This window comes from Ruminococcus sp. D54t1_190329_F1 (assembly GCF_015551645.1).
GTDB classification, from domain to species: domain Bacteria; phylum Bacillota; class Clostridia; order Lachnospirales; family Lachnospiraceae; genus Blautia_A; species Blautia_A faecis.
On the sequence record NZ_JADNDC010000041.1, the window covers coordinates 1 to 20,603 of the forward strand.

Below are 20,603 nucleotides of genomic sequence, written 5' to 3' on the forward strand. Positions count from 1 at the left end.
GCAAACTTAATTCTCGGGTTTTCTGTGAACTTTGTTCACAAAAAACACCTCGCGGAACGTTACCAGTGAACAGTAACTGAAATATAGCATTCTTAGTTAACAACCACCGGCTCAACCGGTGGTTGTTTATCAGCCCTCCTTCAGATTCCCAGAACAGCAGATATCTTAATCTCCTTTTCCGTTTCACTGAGATCAAAGTCACCGCCATCTTCCACAGTCATGTGCACCTCATACAGTACATCTTCGGATAATGTATCCGGTGTTTCACCATCTTCTGTCTGGATATGCCATTTCTCTGCCGGAACTTCTTTCAAGGTACCATCTGTGCCGTATGCATACAGCTTCAGAGAACCTGTTTCCCCAGAGATTCCTTTCATACGTATTGCAACGGTTGTATTCGGATGTACGTTCTCAATTGTGATCGTATTCAGCCATCCTTCCACATCTCCCAGACCACCATCTGCCGCAAATTTCTCCTGGCTTAACACATTGCGCATTGCCTGATCCAGATCAACCTTACGATAAGGCATTTCCGGCAGATAAACGAATCTGTCCTGAAGTCTCAGAAGTTCCAGATAACCGGTAGGACAGTAAAGTGAATTTCCGCTGTTTCCGGCATACATTCCGATAGCCATGTTGTTGTACATAGGCTTGCTGGCAACATCCATGGAAAAAACAGTTTCACCGGTCTCAAAATCAAGTATAATATACTGCCACATACCGGTTTCCAGATTCTGTACATATCCGTAGATATATCCGGTTGCCGTAGATAATTTCATCATGGAAGTATCTGACAGATCACTTCTGCACCAGATACTCTTCATTTCGTATCCATCCTCAGTCTTAATCGTATCTACGCGTTCCACACCCGGCGTGATCATTTTATTTCCCTGTTTCAACCAATTTTCATCATAAATATTTGTATAACTCTGAATGGAGGAATCACTGTCCTCTTTTCCCAGGTTGGCACTTCCTGCACCAAACCAGTTACATACGATGGTACTTACGGTTCCTGCACCGTTATCATACACGATCGCAGAATTTTCAACAGATACCTGACTGCCCTCCGGAAGTTCATCGATTACAGGGAGACTTGCAACAACTTCTCCTGTTTTCATATCCAGGGCAAGAAGATTTACGGTCTCCTGATTATCAGTAAACATCACCAGATCTTTTGTAAGGGATGGAGAGCATCCGCTGCCCCAGGCAAGACCTCCGCCAGTTGTTTCATCCCCTTCTTTGCTTTCTTTCGCACCAGCACTCTCGTAAGGAGTTTCCCAGATTTTCTTCACCCCATTGTCTGCCTGAAGCAGATAACAGTTCTGATTCGTCAGGATCACTGCTCCATCCTTGGATGCTGCAATTCCGTTCTCTGCACCCTCTCCCGGAGCCAGCTCATATACGAAGACTGCATCTGACAGATCAGTTTCCTCTCCATTTAAAATGGCATCAATAGCTGTACGGGAAATATAGCCCATAGCACCCTGCTGTTTCCTGTCAGGGTAAATACGGAATCCTCCAGTTGCAAACCAGAGATTTCCTTCATAGTCAAACACTACAGCAAGAAGATTTTGGTCCAGTGTTTTTCCAAGTGCTGCCTCTGCTGCTGCTTTAATATCAATATCCAGCACTTTCTCAAATTCCGGAAGTACGTTTCCGTCTTCATCTGTTGCTTTCAGCATCAGCACATGGTTATTATTGGTCGGACACACCAGACGGTTACTCTCATCTACAAAGGAATAGGAACTCTGGATCAGATATTCTCCATTGTCATGCTGTTTTGGAGAAAAATATCCCAGTGTCTGTGTTTCCTCTGCATTGATATCACGAATTGCCAGTCCACCAAGCAACGGAACCACTGCATGTCCATAGGAATCGAAAAAGATAGCCGGAGACGCATTTGCATTGGTTTTTTCATAAGAAACATTGATTTCTGAATAAATGCCTACCGGTAATACTTCGTCTGTGGAATCTGTATTGTAGCAATCATGATGAATATTGGAATCACTTGCTGCCATATAAGGATTCTCGTCAATAACCTTCTGTGTAAGTGTCTTTATGGGCAGTTCTGATGTCTGAGCTGTATTTTCCTCCGTCTGTGTTTCTTCTGCACGTACCATATTTATTGATGGTTCAGATGTTGCTGCAGCTATAAAAGTGATCATTGCAAGAATTAAAGCTCTTTTCTTCATATTGTTTTCCTCCTGAGTGTTTTTATCATATTACCTTGCTGCGTTCAAACCAAATGGAAAGTCCTTCTTTTATTTTTTGCTCTTCCATAGGTTTCATAAAAAAATATTCTATCCGCATCCTGAACGCATGAAGCGAAAAATCAAGATCACTGCACCAGATGATCCCACATTTGGGATACAGGGAACGAAGATGTTCTGCCGCATTCAGACCGGACACACCAGGTAATGCAAGAAGCACCACTGCCGGTACTGTTTTTCGTGTCCACTCAAAAAATTGTTCCTGATCCTGATAGATTTCAATCAATGGAAAAATTTTCTTTTCTGTACAGTAATTCCTGATATATTCCGCACAGTTCTGTCCTTCCTGTTTCTGATCAGTCAATATAGCAATACAATACACGACATCCCTCCTTTTCCATTTAATGTACTCCCATTTGATGTACTCCCATTTGTTATTCTCATTATAAAAAAGTCGGAAATTATTTCAATAATTCTGTCACGAAACGCCAGAAAATGACACGAATTGTAAATCTATGGTATTTAGATAATTTTAAGTTTGGGGAATTGTCTGTCGGAGCGGACAGGGATTAATTTCTTTTTTAGAAGTGCCATCACATCTATGTTTTATATACACAAAGAAAACAGCCTGGTCCACATATCTTCTGTAGAAGCCAGCCTGAATTCTTATTGGTTTACAATGTGATCTTGTACGTGTTATAGGAACATTTTCCCATTCCATAACTTATACCCGCTCAAATACCACCGTCACCTGTCCGCCGCAGATCATTCCAAGACTGTCCTGGCCGTCTGCTGTTAAGGCATAGTGTTTTACTTCTTTTTCCTGTACTTCTTTACAATGATTGATGACTTCGTACTCTACTTTGCCGCCACCAATGCTGCCTGTAATGTGTCCGGATGGTTCTACGAACATTTTGCTTCCTACTCCTCTTGGAGAAGAGCCGGATTTCTCTGCGATAGTGACCATGACACCATGACGACCTTCCAGAACTGCTGTCTCTACTTTTTCATCACAGTATGCGGAATAATGCTGATTTTTTACCTTAATAATCTCTGCCATAATGCTCACTGCAATTTCCTCCGGAAGCTGCCCGCCAAGAGGAATTCCGATTGGTGCATGGACTTCGTCCAATTGCTCCAGAGTGTAACCTTCTTTTAGAAGATTTTCCCTGGTGATCCGCACTTTGTTTTTGCTGCCGATCATGCCAAGATATTCGTAGGGACGATGGAGAAGCCTGCGAAGGCAGTCTGCATCACCAATGTGGCCTCTGGTAAGGATTACATAATAAGTGTTATCGTAAGGCGTAATGTACTTATCCAGTTCTTTAAAATCACCGTAGACCAGCTGGTCTGCTTCTGGAAAACGCTCCTTTGTCACGAAATATTCTCTGTCATCCATGATCGTTACATGGAAACCAAGCATTTTTCCCAGATGAGCAGTAGGCTGGGATACGTGACCGCCGCCAAAGATCACAAGCCTTGGATTCTTGCGGTAATCTTCTACGAAAAGCCGGTGACCGTCTGCTTCTGTCACTTTTGTCTCTTTCGTCTCACTCAGAATATTCAGATAATTATCCCATATGGAAGCATCTTCCGTTTTCTCGGGGATCAGCTGTACACCTGATTTTTTTTCAGCAGCTTCACCACAGTTTTCTTCTCTAATAACCGTTTCTGGTTTCAAAATGCACTTCTTTCCCATATATGGTCCATCCAGAAAAATTCCAGTTTTTGCCCTGCCTTTTTCATCAAGAATCTGATAAATTTTATTATACATGATTTTTCACTCCATCCTGTCATATCAACTACCCATCCCTTCCTGCCATCATTACCAGGCATTCTTTAATCAATCCCTTTTATTGTTACTGTTCACCGGTAACGTTCCGCGAGGTGTTTTTTGTGAACAAAGTTCACGGAAAACCCGAGAATTGCGGCGCGAAATCATGCGAATGCATGATTTCTGTGCATCGCGAAGCGCGTTACTGGTCACGGAGTGAACAGTAACCTTTTATTGGCAAGAGGATGATGCAGCGGTTAAAATTTCATTGCACCTTTCATTCCTATATATTATAATACATCCGGAGGAATTTTCACAATGAAGAAAAAAAGAATTATGGCCAGTTTTCCCATTCGGATTCTGGCAGTCAGTATACCCGGCCTCCTTGCAGGCCTGTTTTTAAATGTCACAAGAACTATGGGACTGACCTCCGGGGCTTTGAATCTGGTGGTTACAGCCCGTTATGTGCTAAGTCAGATAATCACCTTTCTGGCACCGCTGATCATTATCGGTCTTGTGGCATCTTCCATTATTTCCGTAAAAAAAGCTCCCACACCAGTCACCGCGCCAATTGTCCGGATCACTTATTTTTCCATGCTTGGAGCCGCAGCTTTCGCATCCGTTCTTGGATATCTGATCATTCCAAAACTTCCGGTATCCACAGACAGTTTATCTTTCCGCTTCCTGCCGGATACCTTGTTTGAGCTTCCCATTCCAGCACCGGTTTCTGCACTGAGCGCGTTAGTACTTGCTATTTTGCTTGCCCTTGGTGCCTGCTGGACCAATGCAGTGCGAACCAAAGAGCTTTTGCAGGAGTTTCGGGGAATCACCCTTTCCCTGATGTCCAGGATTCTTCTTCCACTGCTGCCTGCTTATATCGGGCTTTCTCTATGTACACTGGCTTATCAGGGATATTTCATCAAGTATCTGCCACTGTTGCTTCTGGCACTTATTATTATAATTCCGGCTTATATGGTCTGGGTGTTGGTTCTGTATCATATTGCAGGATCTTATGCCGGAGAAAAGGCATGGGGAATTTTGAAAAATTATATACCGGTCTGTAAAATGGCTTTAAGAACCCATTCTTCCACAGCTGTGGAAAAATATTCACAGGAAGCAGCTGACAAATGTGTGCCGCTTGATTCCGAGCTTATCAAAGAGGCAATTCCTCTTTTTACCCAGATTCATCACTGTGGTTCTGTGCTTGCAGAGGTATTCTTCGCTATGATGATCTCCCGTATTCTGTACGGCTCTGTTCCTGCACCGGGAACTATGGTGATCTTCAGTATTTTGCTTGCCACCTGTTCCATTGGTACACCCGGGCTTCCATGGGGAACCGTAATGGTATCCCTGGGAACCCTGACCGGGATCCTGAAATTCGGAGATTCCGGTGTGGCGCTGATGTTCGCTGTTTTTGCACTGAATGATGCTTTTGCAGCAGCATGTAATGCCACATGTGACGGAGCCGCTGCACTATTTCTGACAGGGTATGTGAAAAGACATGATTTTTCAAACAGGCTCTAGGCCAGCGGCTGTCTCAGCCCTCTCTTAATATAAGTTCCAAGTTTCTCCTGCACCAGTTTTCCTTCATCCACAGCAAGATTTCCACGAAGGAACACTTTGTCAATATCTCCATGGATTTCAAAGCCTTCATAGGGGTTATTGTCTGTATTATAGGCATGTGTTTTCGCAGAGATCACGTTCTCTTTTTCCGGATCAAATACTACAATGTCTGCGTCGCTGCCTTCGGCGATAGCTCCTTTGTTTGGATATACACCGTACAACTTAGCTGGATTTTCACACAGAAGCTGGCACATTTTCTCTATCGTAATTTTTCCGGTGCGCACGCCGTAAGTATAAAGAAGAGTTCCCCTTGTCTGAACTCCCGGCAGGCCACCTGGAATCTTGGTAAAATCCGCTTTTCCCATTGCTTTCTGGGCAAGGGTAAAGCTGCACTGGTCTGTAGCTACTGTCTGGATATCTCCATCTGCCAGGGCTTTCCACAGGCAATCCTGATCCGCTTTCTTGCGGATTGGCGGAGCGCACACATATTTGGCACCTTCGAAATCAGGTTTGGAATAAACGCTGTCGTCCAGAAGAAGATACTGAGGACAGGTCTCTGCAAATACGGTCTGACCATTTTCCCGGGCACGGATGATTTCTTCGTATGCCTTGCGGTTGGTCAAATGCACCACCATGACCGGAGCTCCTGCTTCCTTCGCAATTACAAGAAGACGGTGTACTGCCTCCGCTTCCATGGTATCCGGACGTACAAGAGGATGATTCTCCGGGCCCAGTTTTCCCTGTGCTTTCGCTTCCTGGATCAGTGCGTCAATCACGCCTGCATTTTCGCAATGTACGCCTGCGAAACAGCCTTTTTCATTTAAGGACTTTATGATCTTATAAAGATCCTCGTCGTCTACGATCATTGCCGGGTAAGTCATATATAGCTTGAAGCTGGTAATGCCCTCATTGATCATATCCTGAATTTCTTTCTTTGTCTCCTCATTCCATTCTACAATGGACATGTGAAAAGAATAGTCACAGGAGCATTTGCCGTCAGCCTTTTTGTGCCATTTCTCAAGGCCCTCTTTCAGGGTATGTCCACCTTTATCCTGTGAAGCAAAATCAATAACCAGAGTGGTTCCGCCAAGGATTGCCGCTCTTGTTCCTGTCTCGAAATCATCTGCTGTTACAGTACCTGCGACCTCCAGGTCAAAATGGGTATGTCCGTCAATAAATCCCGGGAAAAGGAGCTTACCGGATACATCCACCACCTTGGCATCTGGCTGTGAAAGCTCCTTTCCTACTTTTATGATTTTTTCGCCTTCCACCAACACATCCTGTTTCCTTGTGCCTGCACCTGATATTACGGTTCCGTTTTTCAAAAGATATTTCATACAACAGATCCTCCCTTCACATTTCTGTAGTTATCTGCCATTCCCAAGCCAGTCCTGTATTTATTTTTCTTCCACATTGACTTGCATTTATACAAAATAACCAATTTTATTTACCTCATATCTTATTTTAATGTAAATATACCACATGTATTTTCCATCTTCAACAAAATAAATACGAAATTTTTTGAGCCTTCAATAATTTTTTTGTAAAATTGTCTTTTTATTTTTTTTCTGACATGCTATTATAAATATAGTAAGTCATTCGTTACTATCTGCAACATACGAATACAGGTTACTGTTCACTACATTCACAGCAACCCGCTTCGCGATGCACAGAAATCATGCCTTGCATGATTTCGCGCCGACATTCTCGGGTTTTCTGTGAACTCTGTTCACAAAAAACACCTCGCGGAACGCTCCCAGTGAACAGTAATAAATACAGACAGGATGCCCGGATTCTATGCGGAGATTCCAGGCATCGACCCATGGCAGGATTTTCCTGCTTTTAATAAAAAAATCAAATCCAAAACAGGAGGGAACAAATATGGGAAGATTAACTGTCTTAGAGCAGATTGCGCAGGATATCGCAGCAGAATTCGGGACCGACTGCGAGGTCGTCATCCATGATCTGAAGACAAAAGAACCGGAGCATTCCATTATCTATATTGTAAACGGACACGTAACCGGACGAAATGTAGGTGACGGTCCATCGGACGCAGTTTTCGACGGCATCCGCCAGAAAGGACGGGGAAGTGACTATGCTCCAGCCGACCACAATGGTTACCTGATGAAAACAGCAGACGGCAAGATTTTGAAGTGCAGTACTTCATATATAAAGGACGATGACGGCAGCCTTCACTATGTATTCGGCATCAACTACGACATCACCAAGCTGACCCTGATCAACAGTGCCCTTGATGATCTGATCACCCCAAAAAACAAAGAAGAGAAGCCGAAGCAGATCACTCACAGTGTCAACGATCTTCTGGATCGTCTCATCGAGGAATCCGTGAAGCTTGTAGGCAAGCCGGTAGCTCTCATGAATAAAGAGGATAAGGTAACTGCGATCCAGTTTCTTAATGATTCCGGAGCTTTCCTAATTACAAAATCCGGAGATAAAGTAGCGAATTATTTTGGAATCTCTAAATATACGCTTTATAGTTATATTGATGTAAACAAGTAATATTATAGTTATTTCTTTATATTTTATAACAAAAATAACATATTGGAAACATGTTATAAAAAAGCCATATAATACCGTCTCCTCATTACAGGATTTGGTTATTATATGGCTTATTTTATAAAACCAGTCAGAACACCCTCTGCCAGTTTTACCTGCTGTTCGTTAGAGCGTGTTTAAAAAGGCAGTCTGCTGCCTGCAGGCTGCGGCTACTCTTCCTCGCTTCCCAACTGGTGCGCTTCTTTATAAATTTCACAGGCGCCCTGATTTACACATCTTTTATAGGCACAGTCCATAAAGGTAAGTATCCTTTTCCCATCTTTTTCTTCATATTCACAGCACACTGTCTGACTGCCGTTACAGGTTCTGCAAAAACCTGAGATAAATTCTTCTGTTTCCATTTTATCATCCTCTCAGCTTATGCACAAAGATCCCGCTTCGCAGCTTCGGCTCAAACCATGTGGATTTCGGCGGCATCAGCTTACTCTCATCTGCAATCTGCATCAGATCTTCCATAGAAGTAGGATAAAGCGCAAACGCAACGCCTCTGGTCTCATCTGCCAGAGTCTGAAGTTCTCTTAACTTATGACTTCCGCCTACAAACTTAATACGCTTGTCAGTCCTTGGATCACCAATGCCAAGAACTGGACCTAAAACCACGTCCTGAAGAATCTGGGAATCCAGCTGACCAACCACATCTTTTCCCTCATAAAGCTCCGGTTTCGCTTTCAGAAGATACCAGAAACCATCCAGATACATACCAAAGCAATGCTTCTCCACTGGCTTTGCAGGAAAACCTGGAACAATCGTCATGTCGAAGTTCTCTTTAATTTTCTCAAGGACATCTTCCACGCTCTGCCCATTCAGGTCCCTCACCACACGATTATATGCCAGAATGGTAAGCTGATCATATGGAAAAACAACGGAAAGAAAATAGTTAAACGCTTCTTCCCCTGTATAATCCGGATTCTCCTGGCGTCGCTTCAGCCCCACTTTCACAGCAGAGGCAGCTCTGTGATGTCCGTCTGCAATATAAAGTGCAGGGATCTTCTCCATCTCATCCTGGATCTGGCTAATCGCCTCATCCCCATCGATCACCCACACACGGTGTGTGATCTCGTCCTCTTCTGTAAAATCATAGGCAGCTTTGTGCTCTTTTTTCCACTGCTCAAGAAGAGCATTCAGCGCATCTGTATAACGGCAGGCAAGATAAATGGGGCCTGTATTAGCATCACATACATCCACATGATTGATTCGGTCCAGCTCTTTATCTGATCGGGTAAGTTCATGCTTTTTCACCACATTATTCAGATAATCATCAATAGAAGCGCAGCCTGCAATTCCAGTCTGAACCTTCCCCTTGCGTACCAGTTCATATATGTAGTAGCATGGCTTATGGTCCTGAACCAGAACGCCAGTCTCCTCCATCTTATGCAGGTTCTCTTTCGCTTTCTGATAAACCTTCGCATCATAAAGGTCCGTCTCTGCCGGCAGATCCATCTCTGCTCTGTCTACATGAAGAAAAGAATCCGGATTCTCTTTCCCAATGGCTGCTGCCTCTTCTCTATTCACTACATCATATGGAAGGGCAGCTACTGCTTCTGCCTTTCCCTCTGTAGGTCTAAGTGCTTTAAATGCACGAAATACTGCCATAAAATCTTGCTCCTTTCCCGTAGCGTGTTTGAAAAATCATTCCAGCAATCTGCACGCTCCATACATCCGGTTCAAAAGTATTTTCATTATTTTTCTTCGGCTTTTTTCAAATGCCATACCCTATATTTTACCACAATCAGAAAGCTCTTGCAATTAGACTAAATATTTTTTGAGAAAGCTAAATTTTTTTGTATTTTTCTATTGCAAATTGATTTATTTATGTTATTATACTTATAAGGAAAACAAAAATGTAGTTAAGATGTACTCTAATAACTAAAACCACGAAGGAGGTTTTCACCATGACAGACGGACTGAAATGGACGGTCAATCATGTTCCGGGATCTGATGATAAATTCCTGGACCTGATGTCCGAAGAAAACGTAACCAAAGCAAATGAATTCCACAAAAGTTTCCCCCAGTACTCCGTAACACCACTGCAGAAGCTTTCCGCTCTTGCTTCCTATCTTGGAGTAAAGGGCATCTACTGCAAAGATGAATCCTATCGTTTCGGACTAAACGCCTTTAAGGTTCTTGGAGGCTCTTATGCAATGGGACGTTACATAGCGAAGGAACTCGGCCGCGATATCAGCCAGCTTCCTTACAATGTTCTCTCTTCTGATAAATTAAAAGAAGAATTCGGACAGGCTACTTTCTTCACTGCTACAGATGGAAACCACGGCCGCGGCGTTGCATGGGCTGCTAAACGCCTTGGACAGAAAGCCGTAGTCAGAATGCCTAAAGGAACCACTAAGACACGTTTTGACAACATCGCCAAGGAAGGCGCCGAAGTAACCATCGAAGAAGTAAATTATGATGACTGCGTAAGAATGGCTGCCGCAGAAGCAGCTAAGACAGAACATGGCATCATCGTTCAGGATACTGCATGGGCCGGCTATGAGGAGATTCCATCCTGGATCATGCAGGGATACGGCACTCTGGTACTGGAAGCAGATAAACAGCTGAAGGAGAACGGCGTTGACCGCCCGACACACGTATTTGTACAGGCAGGTGTTGGTTCTCTGGCAGGTGCAGTTGTAGGATATTTTGCCCACAAATATAAAGAAAATCCTCCGGTAATGGTTGTCTGCGAAGCAAGTGCTGCCGACTGCCTCTATCGCTCTGCTGTTCAGGCCGACGGCAATCTGGTAAATGTAACCGGTGATCTTCAGACCATTATGGCAGGTCTTGCATGCGGCGAGGGAAATACCATCGGATGGGACATCCTGAAGAATCATGTAACCGTCTTTGCGTCCTGCCCAGACTGGATGAGTGCCAAGGCAACACGTATTTATGCCAATCCTCTTGAAAACGATCCACACATCATATCTGGTGAATCCGGTTCTGTTCCGCTGGGGCTTGCATATACAGCGCTTCATGACGAAGATGCCAAAGATCTGAAAGAGGCCCTGAAGCTGGATGAGAATTCCAACATTCTGGTAATCTCCACAGAAGGTGATACAGATCCAGTTCGTTACCGTGAGATCGTATGGGATGGCTTATACGGAACAACCGAATCATTAAGCGAATAATTTTTTATAACAATATGATACTTTTTTACAAAAAACGGAGGTAAAAAGTTATGGATTATAACAAAATCAAAGAAGCTGCACAGAATTATGAAGCAGATATGACCAAATTTCTTCGTGATCTGGTTCACTTTCCAGGCGAGAGCTGCGGTGAGAAGGATCATGTAATGCGTATTAAAGAAGAGATGGAGAAGCTCGGCTTTGATAAAGTTGAGATTGACCCAATGGGAAATATCCTTGGCTATATGGGAACTGGAAGCACTCTCATCGGTTTCGACGGACATATTGATACTGTAGGTATCGGAAACAGAAACAACTGGGAATTCGATCCCTATGAAGGATTTGAGACTGAGACTGAGATCGGCGGACGTGGAACTTCTGATCAGATGGGTGGTATCGTATCTGCTGTTTACGGTGCTAAGATCATGAAAGATCTTGGTCTTCTTAATGACAAATATCAGGTTGTTGTTACAGGAACTGTTCAGGAAGAGGACTGCGATGGTCTTTGCTGGCAGTACATCATCAACGAAGACAAGGTTCGCCCGGAATTTGTTGTTTCCACAGAGCCTACAGACGGCGGTATCTACCGTGGACAGCGCGGACGTATGGAGATCCGTATTGATGTAAAAGGTGTTTCCTGCCATGGTTCCGCTCCTGAGCGTGGCGACAACGCAATCTATAAGATGGCTGACATCCTTCAGGATGTTCGTGCATTAAATGAAAATGATGCTGCAGATGAGACCGAGATCAAAGGTCTTGTAAAAATGCTGGATAAGAAATATAACCCGGAATGGGAAGAAGCAAACTTCCTTGGAAGAGGTACTGTTACTACTTCTGAGATTTTCTTCACATCCCCAAGCCGTTGTGCAGTTGCTGACTCCTGTGCCGTTTCCCTTGACCGTCGTATGACAGCAGGTGAGACCTGGGAAAGCTGCCTGGATGAGATCCGCGCACTTCCATCTGTCAAAAAGTATGGTGACGATGTTAAGGTTTCCATGTATGAGTACTCCCGTCCATCCTGGACAGAGCTCGTATATCCAATCGAGTGCTATTTCCCAACATGGGTAATCCCGAAGGATCACAAGGTTACTTCTGCTCTTGAGGAAGCTTACCACAATCTGTATGGCACAGAGCGTATGGGCAATGCTGAGACAGAAGCTATGAGAAAAGCCCGTCCTCTTACCGACAAGTGGACATTCTCTACCAACGGTGTTTCCATTATGGGACGTAACGGAATCCCATGTATCGGATTTGGACCTGGCGCAGAGGCACAGGCTCACGCTCCAAACGAGAAAACATGGAAAGACGATCTGGTAAGATGTGCAGCTGTTTACGCAGCACTTCCTACTGCTTACTGTAAATAATCCGGAAATATCTATTTACCAGAAGTACAGAAAAAATAACTGTTCCTCAATCTGCACGCCCTTGGAGCAGACAGCTGTTACAATGTGTCTGCTCCATACTGCCACTTTACACATAGTACTTTTAACAAATAACCAGCACAGCGAAAATTAAGTATCTGCGATATTGACGCAATATTGAAAAATCATATAAATCAATATGACGGTTTCTTAATATTCTCTGTACCAGATAAATTTTATTTATATAAGGAGAAAATTCATGAAAACATTACAGGATTATATCGACAAGCTTAACAGCCTTAACTTCAAAGAAATGTACAACAACGACTTCTTCTGGACATGGGATAAAACAGACGAGGAGCTGGAGGCTGTTTTCACAGTTGCTGACGCCCTCCGCTTCATGAGAGAGCACAATATTTCCACGAAGGTATTCGAGAGTGGTCTGGGAATCTCCATTTTCCGTGACAACTCCACACGTACCCGTTTCTCCTTCGCTTCTGCCTGCAACCTTCTTGGACTTGAAGTACAGGATCTGGACGAGAAGAAATCCCAGATTGCACACGGTGAGACCGTTCGTGAGACAGCCAACATGGTATCTTTCATGGCTGATGTAATCGGTATCCGTGATGATATGTACATCGGTAAGGGACATACTTATCAGAAAGATTTTATGGATGCTGTAACAGAAGGAAACAAAGATGGCATTCTTGAGCAGAGACCTACTCTTGTAAACCTTCAGTGTGACGTTGATCATCCTACTCAGTGTATGGCAGATATGCTTCACATCATCCACGAATTCGGCGGTGTCGAGAATCTGAAAGGCAAAAAGCTTGCTATGACATGGGCTTACTCTCCTTCCTATGGTAAACCACTCTCCGTTCCACAGGGTGTCATCGGACTTATGACACGTTTCGGTATGGACGTTGTTCTGGCGCATCCGGAAGGATACGATGTAATGCCAGAGGTTGAGGAAATTGCCAAGAAAAATGCTGAGAAGTCCGGCGGTTCTTTCACAAAGACAAACAGCATGGAAGAAGCATTCAAAGATGCCGATATCGTTTATCCAAAGAGCTGGGCTCCATTTGCAGCAATGGAAAAACGTACCAACCTCTATGGTGAAGGCGACTTCGACGGAATCGATAAACTGGAGAAAGAGCTTCTTGCTCAGAACGCAGAGCACAAAGACTGGGCTTGCACAGAAGAGCTTATGAAGACTACCAAGGACGGCAAAGCGCTTTACCTGCACTGTCTGCCAGCTGATATTACAGGCGTAAGCTGTGAGACCGGTGAGGTTGATGCAAGCGTATTTGACCGTTACCGTATCCCGCTTTATAAAGAAGCAAGCTTCAAACCATATGTAATTGCAGCAATGATCATGCTCTCCAAATTTGAAAACCCACAGGATATCCTGAAAAAACTGGAAGTAAAGGCTGCTCCGAGAATTATGGAATAATGCTTTTCAGGGGGCTGTAGGAATACAGCCCTTTTTTGTTCTCATTTTTGATGGTATTTCTTATACTTGATATATTTTTAGTATATCAAATGTTACTGTTCACTCCGCGACCAGTAACTATCAAATTGCTATTTTATAGATTGTTTACGATAATATTTATAGAAGTGGTTATATTAGAGTATCGCCCACACAGGCTTTCTGCGGAATATTTATCGCACTTCGCAGGAATGATTTTTTTAACAAACTCTGGTTTACTCCTTCCTAAATATTTATCAGAGGAGGTTTTTATGATATATAAAAGAAAACGTATCGTGGTTGCCCTTGGCGGCAACGCACTTGGAAATACACTTCCAGAACAGATGATAGCAGTAAAATCTACTGCAAAGGCGCTCTGCGACCTTATTGAGGAAGGTCACCAGGTAGTTGTGGTTCACGGAAACGGACCACAGGTAGGTATGATCAACAACGCTATGACTGCTCTTACCCACGAAGATCAGGCACAGCCAAACACTCCGCTCTCTGTCTGTGTAGCTATGAGCCAGGCTTACATTGGCTATGATCTTCAGAACGCGCTCCGTGAAGAGCTTCGCAAACGTGGCTTCATGCGTACACCGGTTGTCACCGTTGTCACACAGGTTCGTGTAGATCCTGAGGATCCTGCATTTGAAAATCCAAGCAAACCAATTGGTAAATTCCTTACCAAGGAAGAAGCTGATTTCCAGGCAAAAGCCTACGGGCATGTTATGAAAGAAGACGCAGGCCGCGGCTACCGCCGTGTGGTTGCTTCTCCCAAGCCAGTGGAAATCGTAGAGCAGGATGCCATCAACAGCCTTGTAGATGCCAACAAGATCGTCATCTGCTGTGGCGGGGGCGGAATCCCGGTAACCTTAGAAGGCCACCATCTAAAAGGTGCTTCCGCAGTCATTGACAAAGATTTCGCAAGCTGCCTGCTTGCAAAGCAGCTGGATGCAGATATGCTGATCATTCTGACGGCTGTGGAAAAAGTTGCCGTTAATTTTGGCAAAGAAAATGAGAAATGGCTGGACGATCTTACTGTTTCCCAGGCCAGAAAATACATTGAAGAAGGCCAGTTTGCCGCTGGATCTATGCTGCCGAAGGTTCAGGCCTGCGTAGACTTTGCAAGCTCCGGCACCGGCCGTACAGCTATGATCACCCTGTTGGAAAAAGCCAAAGATGGTATTATGGGAAAGACGGGGACACAGATTCATTTGTAAGAAGTGTTTGGGACTGATAGAGTCACCAATAATAGAAATTTGACCTCAAAGCTCACTTAGATTTTTTAGCAGGGTATGGTTTACACCATACCCTTTTTATACGCCAGAGCGTGTTTGAAAAATCATTTATGATGTTTCTCTTCCTCTTCTTCCACCAGTCGCGATGTTTCTTCTGATGGTGCTGAAATCACGGCTGCTGCCACGATTTCACAAGGCGGATTCTCTTTCACCGCATCTACCGCAGCCTTCACTGCGGCTACATCACCGCTTAAAAATACAGTTGCATGACCTCCGCACTTGGTATGCCAGGTACGGAATTCTACATCTGATGTTTTCAGCATCTGGTCAAGGACAACTACTGCATTGCAGCTTCCCAGAACCTCTACCAATCCTAATGCTCCATAAGACATCTTCTATTTCCTCCTGACATGTTCTATTTGTTAATGGTCATCTTAAGTGCTGTTTCCGTGTCTGCTGTGGGGGATGCAATTACCGTATGGGAAACGATTTTACCAAGGGGCTTCGCAGTCTCCAATGCCACTTCCATAGCTGCATTTACATCGGAAACACTGCCGCGCATTTTTACACAGGCTCCACTTTTCAGTCGGTTTCTCTCTACGCTCTGGATCTTTACATTTGCAGCCTTGGATGCTGCATCAAGAGCCACAAAGCAGGCTACCAGGTTATCCAGTTCAAACACCCCAACTGCCATGCCATCATAGTTATCTGCCATTTTATCCTCCTTGTAAGACGGGAAAATGGGGTACTGCTCACTCTGTTCACGTAAAACACCCACGGAACTCTTCTTGCAAGCAGAAATAAAAACACTTCTCCCGACTGCTTTCTTTTCCATTAGTATACCTTGTTTTTATCATAATTACAAGTAATTTCTGGCTGGAATCTCACACGAATTCACAAAATACAACAAAATCCCACATTTTATATTCAAATATCGTTTTCAACTGCTTCCGTGTATAAAAGATTCCATACTTTTGCTCATTTTTTCTGAAATGTCATATATTAGACAATAGCTTTTAAAGAGAGCGTTCTTTACAATTTAACATCCATATCAGTAAGTTCCTTCACATCATTCACCTTCAAAACAACCGTATCATCTCTATGTGCAGTTATCACAGCTTTACCACCTTTATCTCCATTAATGGAGAGCAGGGAGTCGTAGTATTTTTTTGTAAAAATGCAGGGGTTTCCAAGTTTTCCTTCGCAGGAGACACAGGCGATTCCTTTGCCTGATGTTTTTAGGAGGGTGATGAGCTGGCGAATTGTGGCGATGGTGAGCCAGGGCTGGTCGGAAACGGTGAAAAGGCAGGCATCAACGTCTAAGTTGGCTTTTAAGCCGATTTTCAGGGAGGAGGAGATTCCCTCGTCCGGATGAGGGTTGATGTATACGTTTACACCCATGGATCTTGCGCCCTGCTCTATTTCTTCATACTGAGTGACTACTGTTATTCTTTTATAGCACTCTCTCTGTTTAAATAATTTCCCCTTTATTTCACCAAGAGGTGCAATTACTTTATTGCATTCTATATGTTCTTCTTTATAGCCTTCCTCATTCTGCTTTTCCAAATGTTCACCGCATTCCACTTTTTCAATACACTCTGTTTCTTCAAGCCATTCTGCCACGATCATCAGCTTCTCCAGAATATGCCGGTACATGGGCTTCCCTTCGATCTCATATAAAAGCTTATTACTTCCAAACCGCCGACTGTTTCCAGCTGCCAGCATGATCAATGCAATCTTCATAATTTTTCTGCCTCTCTTAAACTGCCATATGCAGCTATTGTGCCTTGCTTTGCCAGGTCTTCTACTATATGCTCTGCCGGAGAAGAATCGGGCAATATGTCTGCTTTATTTAAATATACACGGTAAACTTTATGGTCTACATTTTTATACAAACCGTGAACAGAGGTTGCTATTTTTTCTATGTCTTCTGCGGTAACAGGTGCTTCCAGATTTTTTTCAAGAAAAGAGCTGGTGTATTCGGCACGGTGGGCGGTCTCGCAGATGGGTTTGCCAAGACAGTCCAGACCGATCACACTTACTACTACGTCTGCAAAATCCGGAATTGCCGGTTCCCAGTCGGCTGGAACCTTCAAGGGTTTTCGTTTCGCTCCATCTGCTTCGATCAGCATAACATCACAAAATGGAACCAGTTTCTTCAATGCGGCTTCCTCTATGGCACACATTTTTCCAGAGGTTTCTTCAATATCGGCAACTGCTGCAAAACCGTGTTCTTTCAACATTTCCGAGACTTGCTCAAGATCAGTACTCTTTACCAGAGGCAGCATGGGATCATATGCCATATGGGTAGTTGTGGAAATAATCACTTTTTTACCCAAAGCCTGTAATTCTTCATTCAGACGGTAAATCAGACTTGTCTTTCCACCACCACCGACTACAGCGATCACTGGGTATTTCTCTATATCAAGTTTTAATAAGTCCAGAAAATAACCGTATCTTTTCATCCTGACCTCCTTCACGCCAATTATTTTCATGCAATGATTCATTGCCTGACTTCGTAACCATAAAAAACAATTCTATAAAAAGTACATAGGCTTCATAACATTCCCCAAGCGAAAACATGTTAATAAATGCAATGTGACCAAACAGGATCTAGAGCGTGTTTGGCAATACACCCTCACTGAGCAAAATCTCCACCACACTTCCAGCAATACATCTGGCCTTATCCGAAATGGTAAAGCAGTTCTTCTTCTCCTCTTTTCTGGGATCAATATCGGCGATTTTCATTCCAACAGGAACATTGTAGCCTTCCTTTATAATTCCCCTTAATACGCCTGTTATAGAGGCTTCTACAGGGGTTTCTCCCACGTAGGCAAGGATCTGTCCTTTCTCTACAATATCGGCAATATGGGCCATATTATGGATTCTGCCGACACCCGGGGAGTGGATCACACGTTCTTTGCTGACACCGCCTACCATTCCGGGGACACCCGTATTTGGAATTGCCGGACCCTCAGTAATGATTCTGGCAAGATCGTGACCTCGCATGGTTTCCACAACGTAATCCACGTCTTCCCCGGCAAAAAAGCCTGGTCCAAGACCAATGGTAAGAGGTGCCATATTTCTTGAAGTTCCAAGATTTCTCTTTGCAAGAATTGCATCTACCAGAGCAGCTACCTTGCCTTGCGCAGAAAGTTCAATCATACAATCGCCTGCCGGATCGACCATAAGTGGAATTTCCCCTGCTTGCCAGACTTGCTCGCATTCTTCCAGAGAATCTATTCTTCTGCAAAGAATCCCTTCTACTGCTGCTGTCCCATCATACACAGCTTCGCAAAACGCTACCTTTCTGCGGATTGCACTTGGTTTTTCACATTCTAAGATCAGTACACGATAGCCACAGCGATGCAGTCTGTGGATCACGCCGCTTGCCAGGTCTCCGCCGCCGCGGACTATTATACACTTGTCACTCATACTTTTTTCCTGCCCATTTTTAATATTTTAGAAAAGGCGGGGAAGTCCCCGCCCTCTGATATTTTTGTATTATAACAATATTGCTACATGCTAATCGTTTTTCATTTGATTCAATCAATTTCATAACAATATTGTGTTGCAATTAATATTATAACACTTTTCCCATTTACAGTATAGTATAAAATACATTTTTAATATAGAACCCACAAACAGTAGATTACTGTTCACTCCGTTCACAACAACATGCTTCGCGATGCACAGAAATCATGCATTCGCATGATTTTGCGCCGCACTTCTCGGGTTTTCTGTGAACTATGTTCACAAAAAACAACTCGCGGAATGTCACCAGTAAACAGTAACAACAGCAGCACTTAAATTATTTACCCTCAGCTGTCATATTCTCCTTATTCACCTTCTCCACTGCATTCACAATATTCTCATACCCTGTACAGCGGCAAAGATTTCCTGCCATATGCTTGCGGATGGCATCTCTCGTAAGCTTCTCGCCCCGCTCAAGAAGCACTGTGGCAGACATAACAAAGCCTGGTGTGCAGAATCCGCACTGGATAGCGCCTTCCTCAATAAAAGCTTCCTGAATCCTGGTAAGTTCGCCGTTTTTCTCAAGACCTTCCAGGGTGCGGATATTCTTTCCCTCAGCCCAGACTGCCAGATAAATACAGGAGTCAATGGTCTCACCGTCAATGATCACAGTACAGGCACCGCATTCACCTACTTCACAGCCTTTCTTCACAGAGGTAAGCCCAAGGCGGTTTCGCAGCATGTCAAGAAGGGATTCTCTCACGTCCACATACTCAGCTACCTCTTTTCCGTTTACAGTACACTGTACCAGCCGCATATCCTTTTTCATGACTGCTCACCTCCTGTTACATTCTCCGCATCAGATGAAGGATAAATTTTTCCATTTGAACTCATATTTTCGCCTGAAGTTGTCCGGACATCCGGCACTACAACTCCCGTCACCATTCCCCTGCGAACACTCTCCTTCAGCGCGCGTTTCGCGATTTCTCCGCCAATCTGCAGTCGGAACGCCTTAGAAGCACGCCAGGAATCTCTGGGATTGATTTCTTCCCTTACCAGCTCTTCCACTTTCTGATACAGCTCTTCGCCAATTTCCATACCCCTCAGCACCTCTTCCGTCTTCGCACACCGATACGGCACGGGTGCAGCTACACCAAAGGTGATCCTTACATCCTCCAGAACCTTTTTCAGAGGATCGATTCTGCTGACTACACTACAGCTCAGAGTCACAATATCCATTGCATTTCGCATGGAATACTTAATATAAAATCCATGATATCCCTGATAATCCTTCCCAGGGATCACAATGTGGGTGAGCACATCTCCCTGATGCAGATCCACCTTACCAGGTCCCAGATAGAAATCCCTGATGGGAACCATCCGTCCACCAGTTCCATCTGCAATCCGCAGCATGGCATTCAGTGAAAAAAGTGTAGGTGCACTGTCCGCACTGACCGCACCATTACAGACATTTCCGCCAATAGTACCAATATTGCGGACCTGAGGTCCGCCAACCTGATCTACTGCTTCCCCCAAAACCGGAATCAGCTTCTGAATCACCGGATCATTGGTCACATGGGAAAAAGTAGTTCCTGCACCAATATAAATATCACCAGACTCCATCTGCCGGATTCCCTTGATTTCCTTAATATCACGAATGCTCACTAAAGATGTACCGGCCATTTTGCCCTCACGGATCTTGATCAGCACATCACTTCCCCCGGAAATCACCCTTGCATCCGGATGCTCCTTCAGAAGAGTTACCGCTTCCTTAATGGTCTCTGCATTATAATAATTTTCAATATCGTACATTCCTCAT

General features: G+C 44.0%; 19 protein-coding genes. 6 read left to right on the forward strand and 13 right to left on the reverse strand.

Annotation, left to right across the window (positions count from 1 at the left end):
- Positions 1 to 140: 140 nt before the first annotated feature.
- The 3 genes from I2D69_RS16150 to I2D69_RS16160 form a co-directional block, all read right to left on the reverse strand.
- On the reverse strand, positions 141 to 2,192 hold the full coding sequence (locus I2D69_RS16150; RefSeq protein WP_173718101.1) for a hypothetical protein: 2,052 nt from the start codon (positions 2,190 to 2,192) through the stop codon (positions 141 to 143).
- A gap of 25 nt (positions 2,193 to 2,217) precedes the next feature.
- The gene (locus I2D69_RS16155) at positions 2,218 to 2,592 is read right to left on the reverse strand and encodes a response regulator (RefSeq protein ID WP_173718100.1); all 375 of its coding nucleotides are present in this window, start codon (positions 2,590 to 2,592) and stop codon (positions 2,218 to 2,220) included.
- Between the two features lie 342 nt (positions 2,593 to 2,934).
- Positions 2,935 to 3,984, reverse strand: coding sequence for an XdhC/CoxI family protein (locus I2D69_RS16160; protein WP_173718099.1), 1,050 nt, complete (start codon positions 3,982 to 3,984; stop codon positions 2,935 to 2,937).
- 318 nt (positions 3,985 to 4,302) lie between these two features.
- Between I2D69_RS16160 and I2D69_RS16165 the strand changes: the two genes are divergently transcribed.
- On the forward strand, positions 4,303 to 5,508 hold the full coding sequence (locus I2D69_RS16165; RefSeq protein ID WP_195380234.1) for a cation:dicarboxylase symporter family transporter: 1,206 nt from the start codon (positions 4,303 to 4,305) through the stop codon (positions 5,506 to 5,508).
- Here I2D69_RS16165 and hydA read toward each other — a convergent pair.
- Complete coding sequence (hydA, locus tag I2D69_RS16170) at positions 5,505 to 6,884, reverse strand: dihydropyrimidinase (protein WP_195380235.1); 1,380 nt, start codon at positions 6,882 to 6,884, stop codon at positions 5,505 to 5,507. The genes I2D69_RS16165 and hydA overlap by 4 nt on opposite strands.
- 544 nt (positions 6,885 to 7,428) lie before the next feature.
- On the opposite strand from hydA, the gene I2D69_RS16175 reads away from it, so the two are divergent.
- On the forward strand, positions 7,429 to 8,067 hold the full coding sequence (locus I2D69_RS16175) for a helix-turn-helix transcriptional regulator (protein ID WP_148463365.1): 639 nt from the start codon (positions 7,429 to 7,431) through the stop codon (positions 8,065 to 8,067).
- A gap of 206 nt (positions 8,068 to 8,273) precedes the next feature.
- On the opposite strand, the gene I2D69_RS16180 is transcribed toward I2D69_RS16175, so the two are convergent.
- A complete protein-coding gene (locus I2D69_RS16180; RefSeq protein WP_118583384.1) occupies positions 8,274 to 8,465 on the reverse strand; it encodes a hypothetical protein in 192 nt (63 codons plus the stop codon).
- A gap of 4 nt (positions 8,466 to 8,469) precedes the next feature.
- Positions 8,470 to 9,717, reverse strand: coding sequence for a DUF1015 family protein (locus tag I2D69_RS16185; RefSeq protein WP_173773572.1), 1,248 nt, complete (start codon positions 9,715 to 9,717; stop codon positions 8,470 to 8,472).
- A gap of 299 nt (positions 9,718 to 10,016) precedes the next feature.
- Here I2D69_RS16185 and dpaL point away from each other — a divergent pair, with 299 nt between their 5' ends.
- The 4 genes from dpaL to arcC all read left to right on the forward strand — a co-directional run bounded on the left by dpaL (position 10,017) and on the right by arcC (position 15,292).
- Positions 10,017 to 11,246, forward strand: a complete 1,230-nt coding sequence (dpaL, locus tag I2D69_RS16190; RefSeq protein WP_195380236.1) for a diaminopropionate ammonia-lyase — start codon at positions 10,017 to 10,019, stop codon at positions 11,244 to 11,246.
- A gap of 50 nt (positions 11,247 to 11,296) precedes the next feature.
- A complete protein-coding gene (locus tag I2D69_RS16195) occupies positions 11,297 to 12,607 on the forward strand; it encodes a YgeY family selenium metabolism-linked hydrolase (protein ID WP_195380237.1) in 1,311 nt (436 codons plus the stop codon).
- Between the two features lie 256 nt (positions 12,608 to 12,863).
- Complete coding sequence (ygeW, locus tag I2D69_RS16200; protein WP_118583376.1) at positions 12,864 to 14,057, forward strand: knotted carbamoyltransferase YgeW; 1,194 nt, start codon at positions 12,864 to 12,866, stop codon at positions 14,055 to 14,057.
- A 287-nt stretch (positions 14,058 to 14,344) separates the two neighbouring features.
- Positions 14,345 to 15,292 (forward strand): carbamate kinase, encoded by a 948-nt coding sequence (gene arcC / locus I2D69_RS16205; protein WP_179988296.1) that lies wholly within the window; start codon positions 14,345 to 14,347, stop codon positions 15,290 to 15,292.
- Between the two features lie 122 nt (positions 15,293 to 15,414).
- Here the strand turns inward: arcC and I2D69_RS16210 are convergent, their stop codons facing one another.
- The 7 genes from I2D69_RS16210 to xdhB form a co-directional block, all read right to left on the reverse strand.
- Positions 15,415 to 15,702 (reverse strand): BMC domain-containing protein, encoded by a 288-nt coding sequence (locus I2D69_RS16210; RefSeq protein WP_148463361.1) that lies wholly within the window; start codon positions 15,700 to 15,702, stop codon positions 15,415 to 15,417.
- Between the two features lie 23 nt (positions 15,703 to 15,725).
- Positions 15,726 to 16,025 (reverse strand): BMC domain-containing protein, encoded by a 300-nt coding sequence (locus I2D69_RS16215; protein WP_118583374.1) that lies wholly within the window; start codon positions 16,023 to 16,025, stop codon positions 15,726 to 15,728.
- 317 nt (positions 16,026 to 16,342) lie between these two features.
- Positions 16,343 to 17,053: a nucleotidyltransferase family protein gene (locus tag I2D69_RS16220; protein ID WP_195380238.1), complete on the reverse strand. Its 711-nt coding sequence runs from the start codon at positions 17,051 to 17,053 to the stop codon at positions 16,343 to 16,345.
- Positions 17,050 to 17,775, reverse strand: coding sequence for a selenium cofactor biosynthesis protein YqeC (gene yqeC, locus I2D69_RS16225; RefSeq protein WP_195380239.1), 726 nt, complete (start codon positions 17,773 to 17,775; stop codon positions 17,050 to 17,052). The genes I2D69_RS16220 and yqeC overlap by 4 nt, the downstream gene beginning before the upstream one ends.
- 148 nt (positions 17,776 to 17,923) lie before the next feature.
- Positions 17,924 to 18,745 (reverse strand): selenium-dependent molybdenum cofactor biosynthesis protein YqeB, encoded by an 822-nt coding sequence (yqeB, locus tag I2D69_RS16230; RefSeq protein ID WP_148463358.1) that lies wholly within the window; start codon positions 18,743 to 18,745, stop codon positions 17,924 to 17,926.
- 376 nt (positions 18,746 to 19,121) lie between these two features.
- Entirely contained in the window at positions 19,122 to 19,613 is a 492-nt protein-coding gene (gene xdhC, locus I2D69_RS16235) for a xanthine dehydrogenase subunit XdhC (protein WP_118583364.1), read from the reverse strand.
- Positions 19,610 to 20,596 carry a xanthine dehydrogenase subunit XdhB gene (gene xdhB / locus I2D69_RS16240; protein WP_195380240.1) on the reverse strand — a complete coding sequence of 329 codons (987 nt, stop codon included), beginning with the start codon at positions 20,594 to 20,596 and terminating at the stop codon, positions 19,610 to 19,612. Before xdhB ends, xdhC begins: the two co-directional genes overlap by 4 nt.
- Between the last annotated feature and the right edge of the window lie 7 nt (positions 20,597 to 20,603).

Coding starts and splice junctions, on each gene's coding strand:
- arcC (WP_179988296.1), top strand. CDS start 14,345: ATGATATATAAAAGAAAACGTATCGTGGTTGCCCTTGGCGGCAACGCA.
- I2D69_RS16215 (WP_118583374.1), bottom strand. CDS start 16,025: ATGGCAGATAACTATGATGGCATGGCAGTTGGGGTGTTTGAACTGGAT.
- I2D69_RS16210 (WP_148463361.1), bottom strand. CDS start 15,702: ATGTCTTATGGAGCATTAGGATTGGTAGAGGTTCTGGGAAGCTGCAAT.
- I2D69_RS16185 (WP_173773572.1), bottom strand. CDS start 9,717: ATGGCAGTATTTCGTGCATTTAAAGCACTTAGACCTACAGAGGGAAAG.
- hydA (WP_195380235.1), bottom strand. CDS start 6,884: ATGAAATATCTTTTGAAAAACGGAACCGTAATATCAGGTGCAGGCACA.
- I2D69_RS16220 (WP_195380238.1), bottom strand. CDS start 17,053: ATGAAGATTGCATTGATCATGCTGGCAGCTGGAAACAGTCGGCGGTTT.
- I2D69_RS16160 (WP_173718099.1), bottom strand. CDS start 3,984: ATGTATAATAAAATTTATCAGATTCTTGATGAAAAAGGCAGGGCAAAA.
- I2D69_RS16175 (WP_148463365.1), top strand. CDS start 7,429: ATGGGAAGATTAACTGTCTTAGAGCAGATTGCGCAGGATATCGCAGCA.
- xdhB (WP_195380240.1), bottom strand. CDS start 20,596: ATGTACGATATTGAAAATTATTATAATGCAGAGACCATTAAGGAAGCG.
- ygeW (WP_118583376.1), top strand. CDS start 12,864: ATGAAAACATTACAGGATTATATCGACAAGCTTAACAGCCTTAACTTC.
- xdhC (WP_118583364.1), bottom strand. CDS start 19,613: ATGAAAAAGGATATGCGGCTGGTACAGTGTACTGTAAACGGAAAAGAG.
- I2D69_RS16165 (WP_195380234.1), top strand. CDS start 4,303: ATGAAGAAAAAAAGAATTATGGCCAGTTTTCCCATTCGGATTCTGGCA.
- I2D69_RS16195 (WP_195380237.1), top strand. CDS start 11,297: ATGGATTATAACAAAATCAAAGAAGCTGCACAGAATTATGAAGCAGAT.
- yqeB (WP_148463358.1), bottom strand. CDS start 18,745: ATGAGTGACAAGTGTATAATAGTCCGCGGCGGCGGAGACCTGGCAAGC.
- dpaL (WP_195380236.1), top strand. CDS start 10,017: ATGACAGACGGACTGAAATGGACGGTCAATCATGTTCCGGGATCTGAT.
- I2D69_RS16180 (WP_118583384.1), bottom strand. CDS start 8,465: ATGGAAACAGAAGAATTTATCTCAGGTTTTTGCAGAACCTGTAACGGC.
- yqeC (WP_195380239.1), bottom strand. CDS start 17,775: ATGAAAAGATACGGTTATTTTCTGGACTTATTAAAACTTGATATAGAG.
- I2D69_RS16150 (WP_173718101.1), bottom strand. CDS start 2,192: ATGAAGAAAAGAGCTTTAATTCTTGCAATGATCACTTTTATAGCTGCA.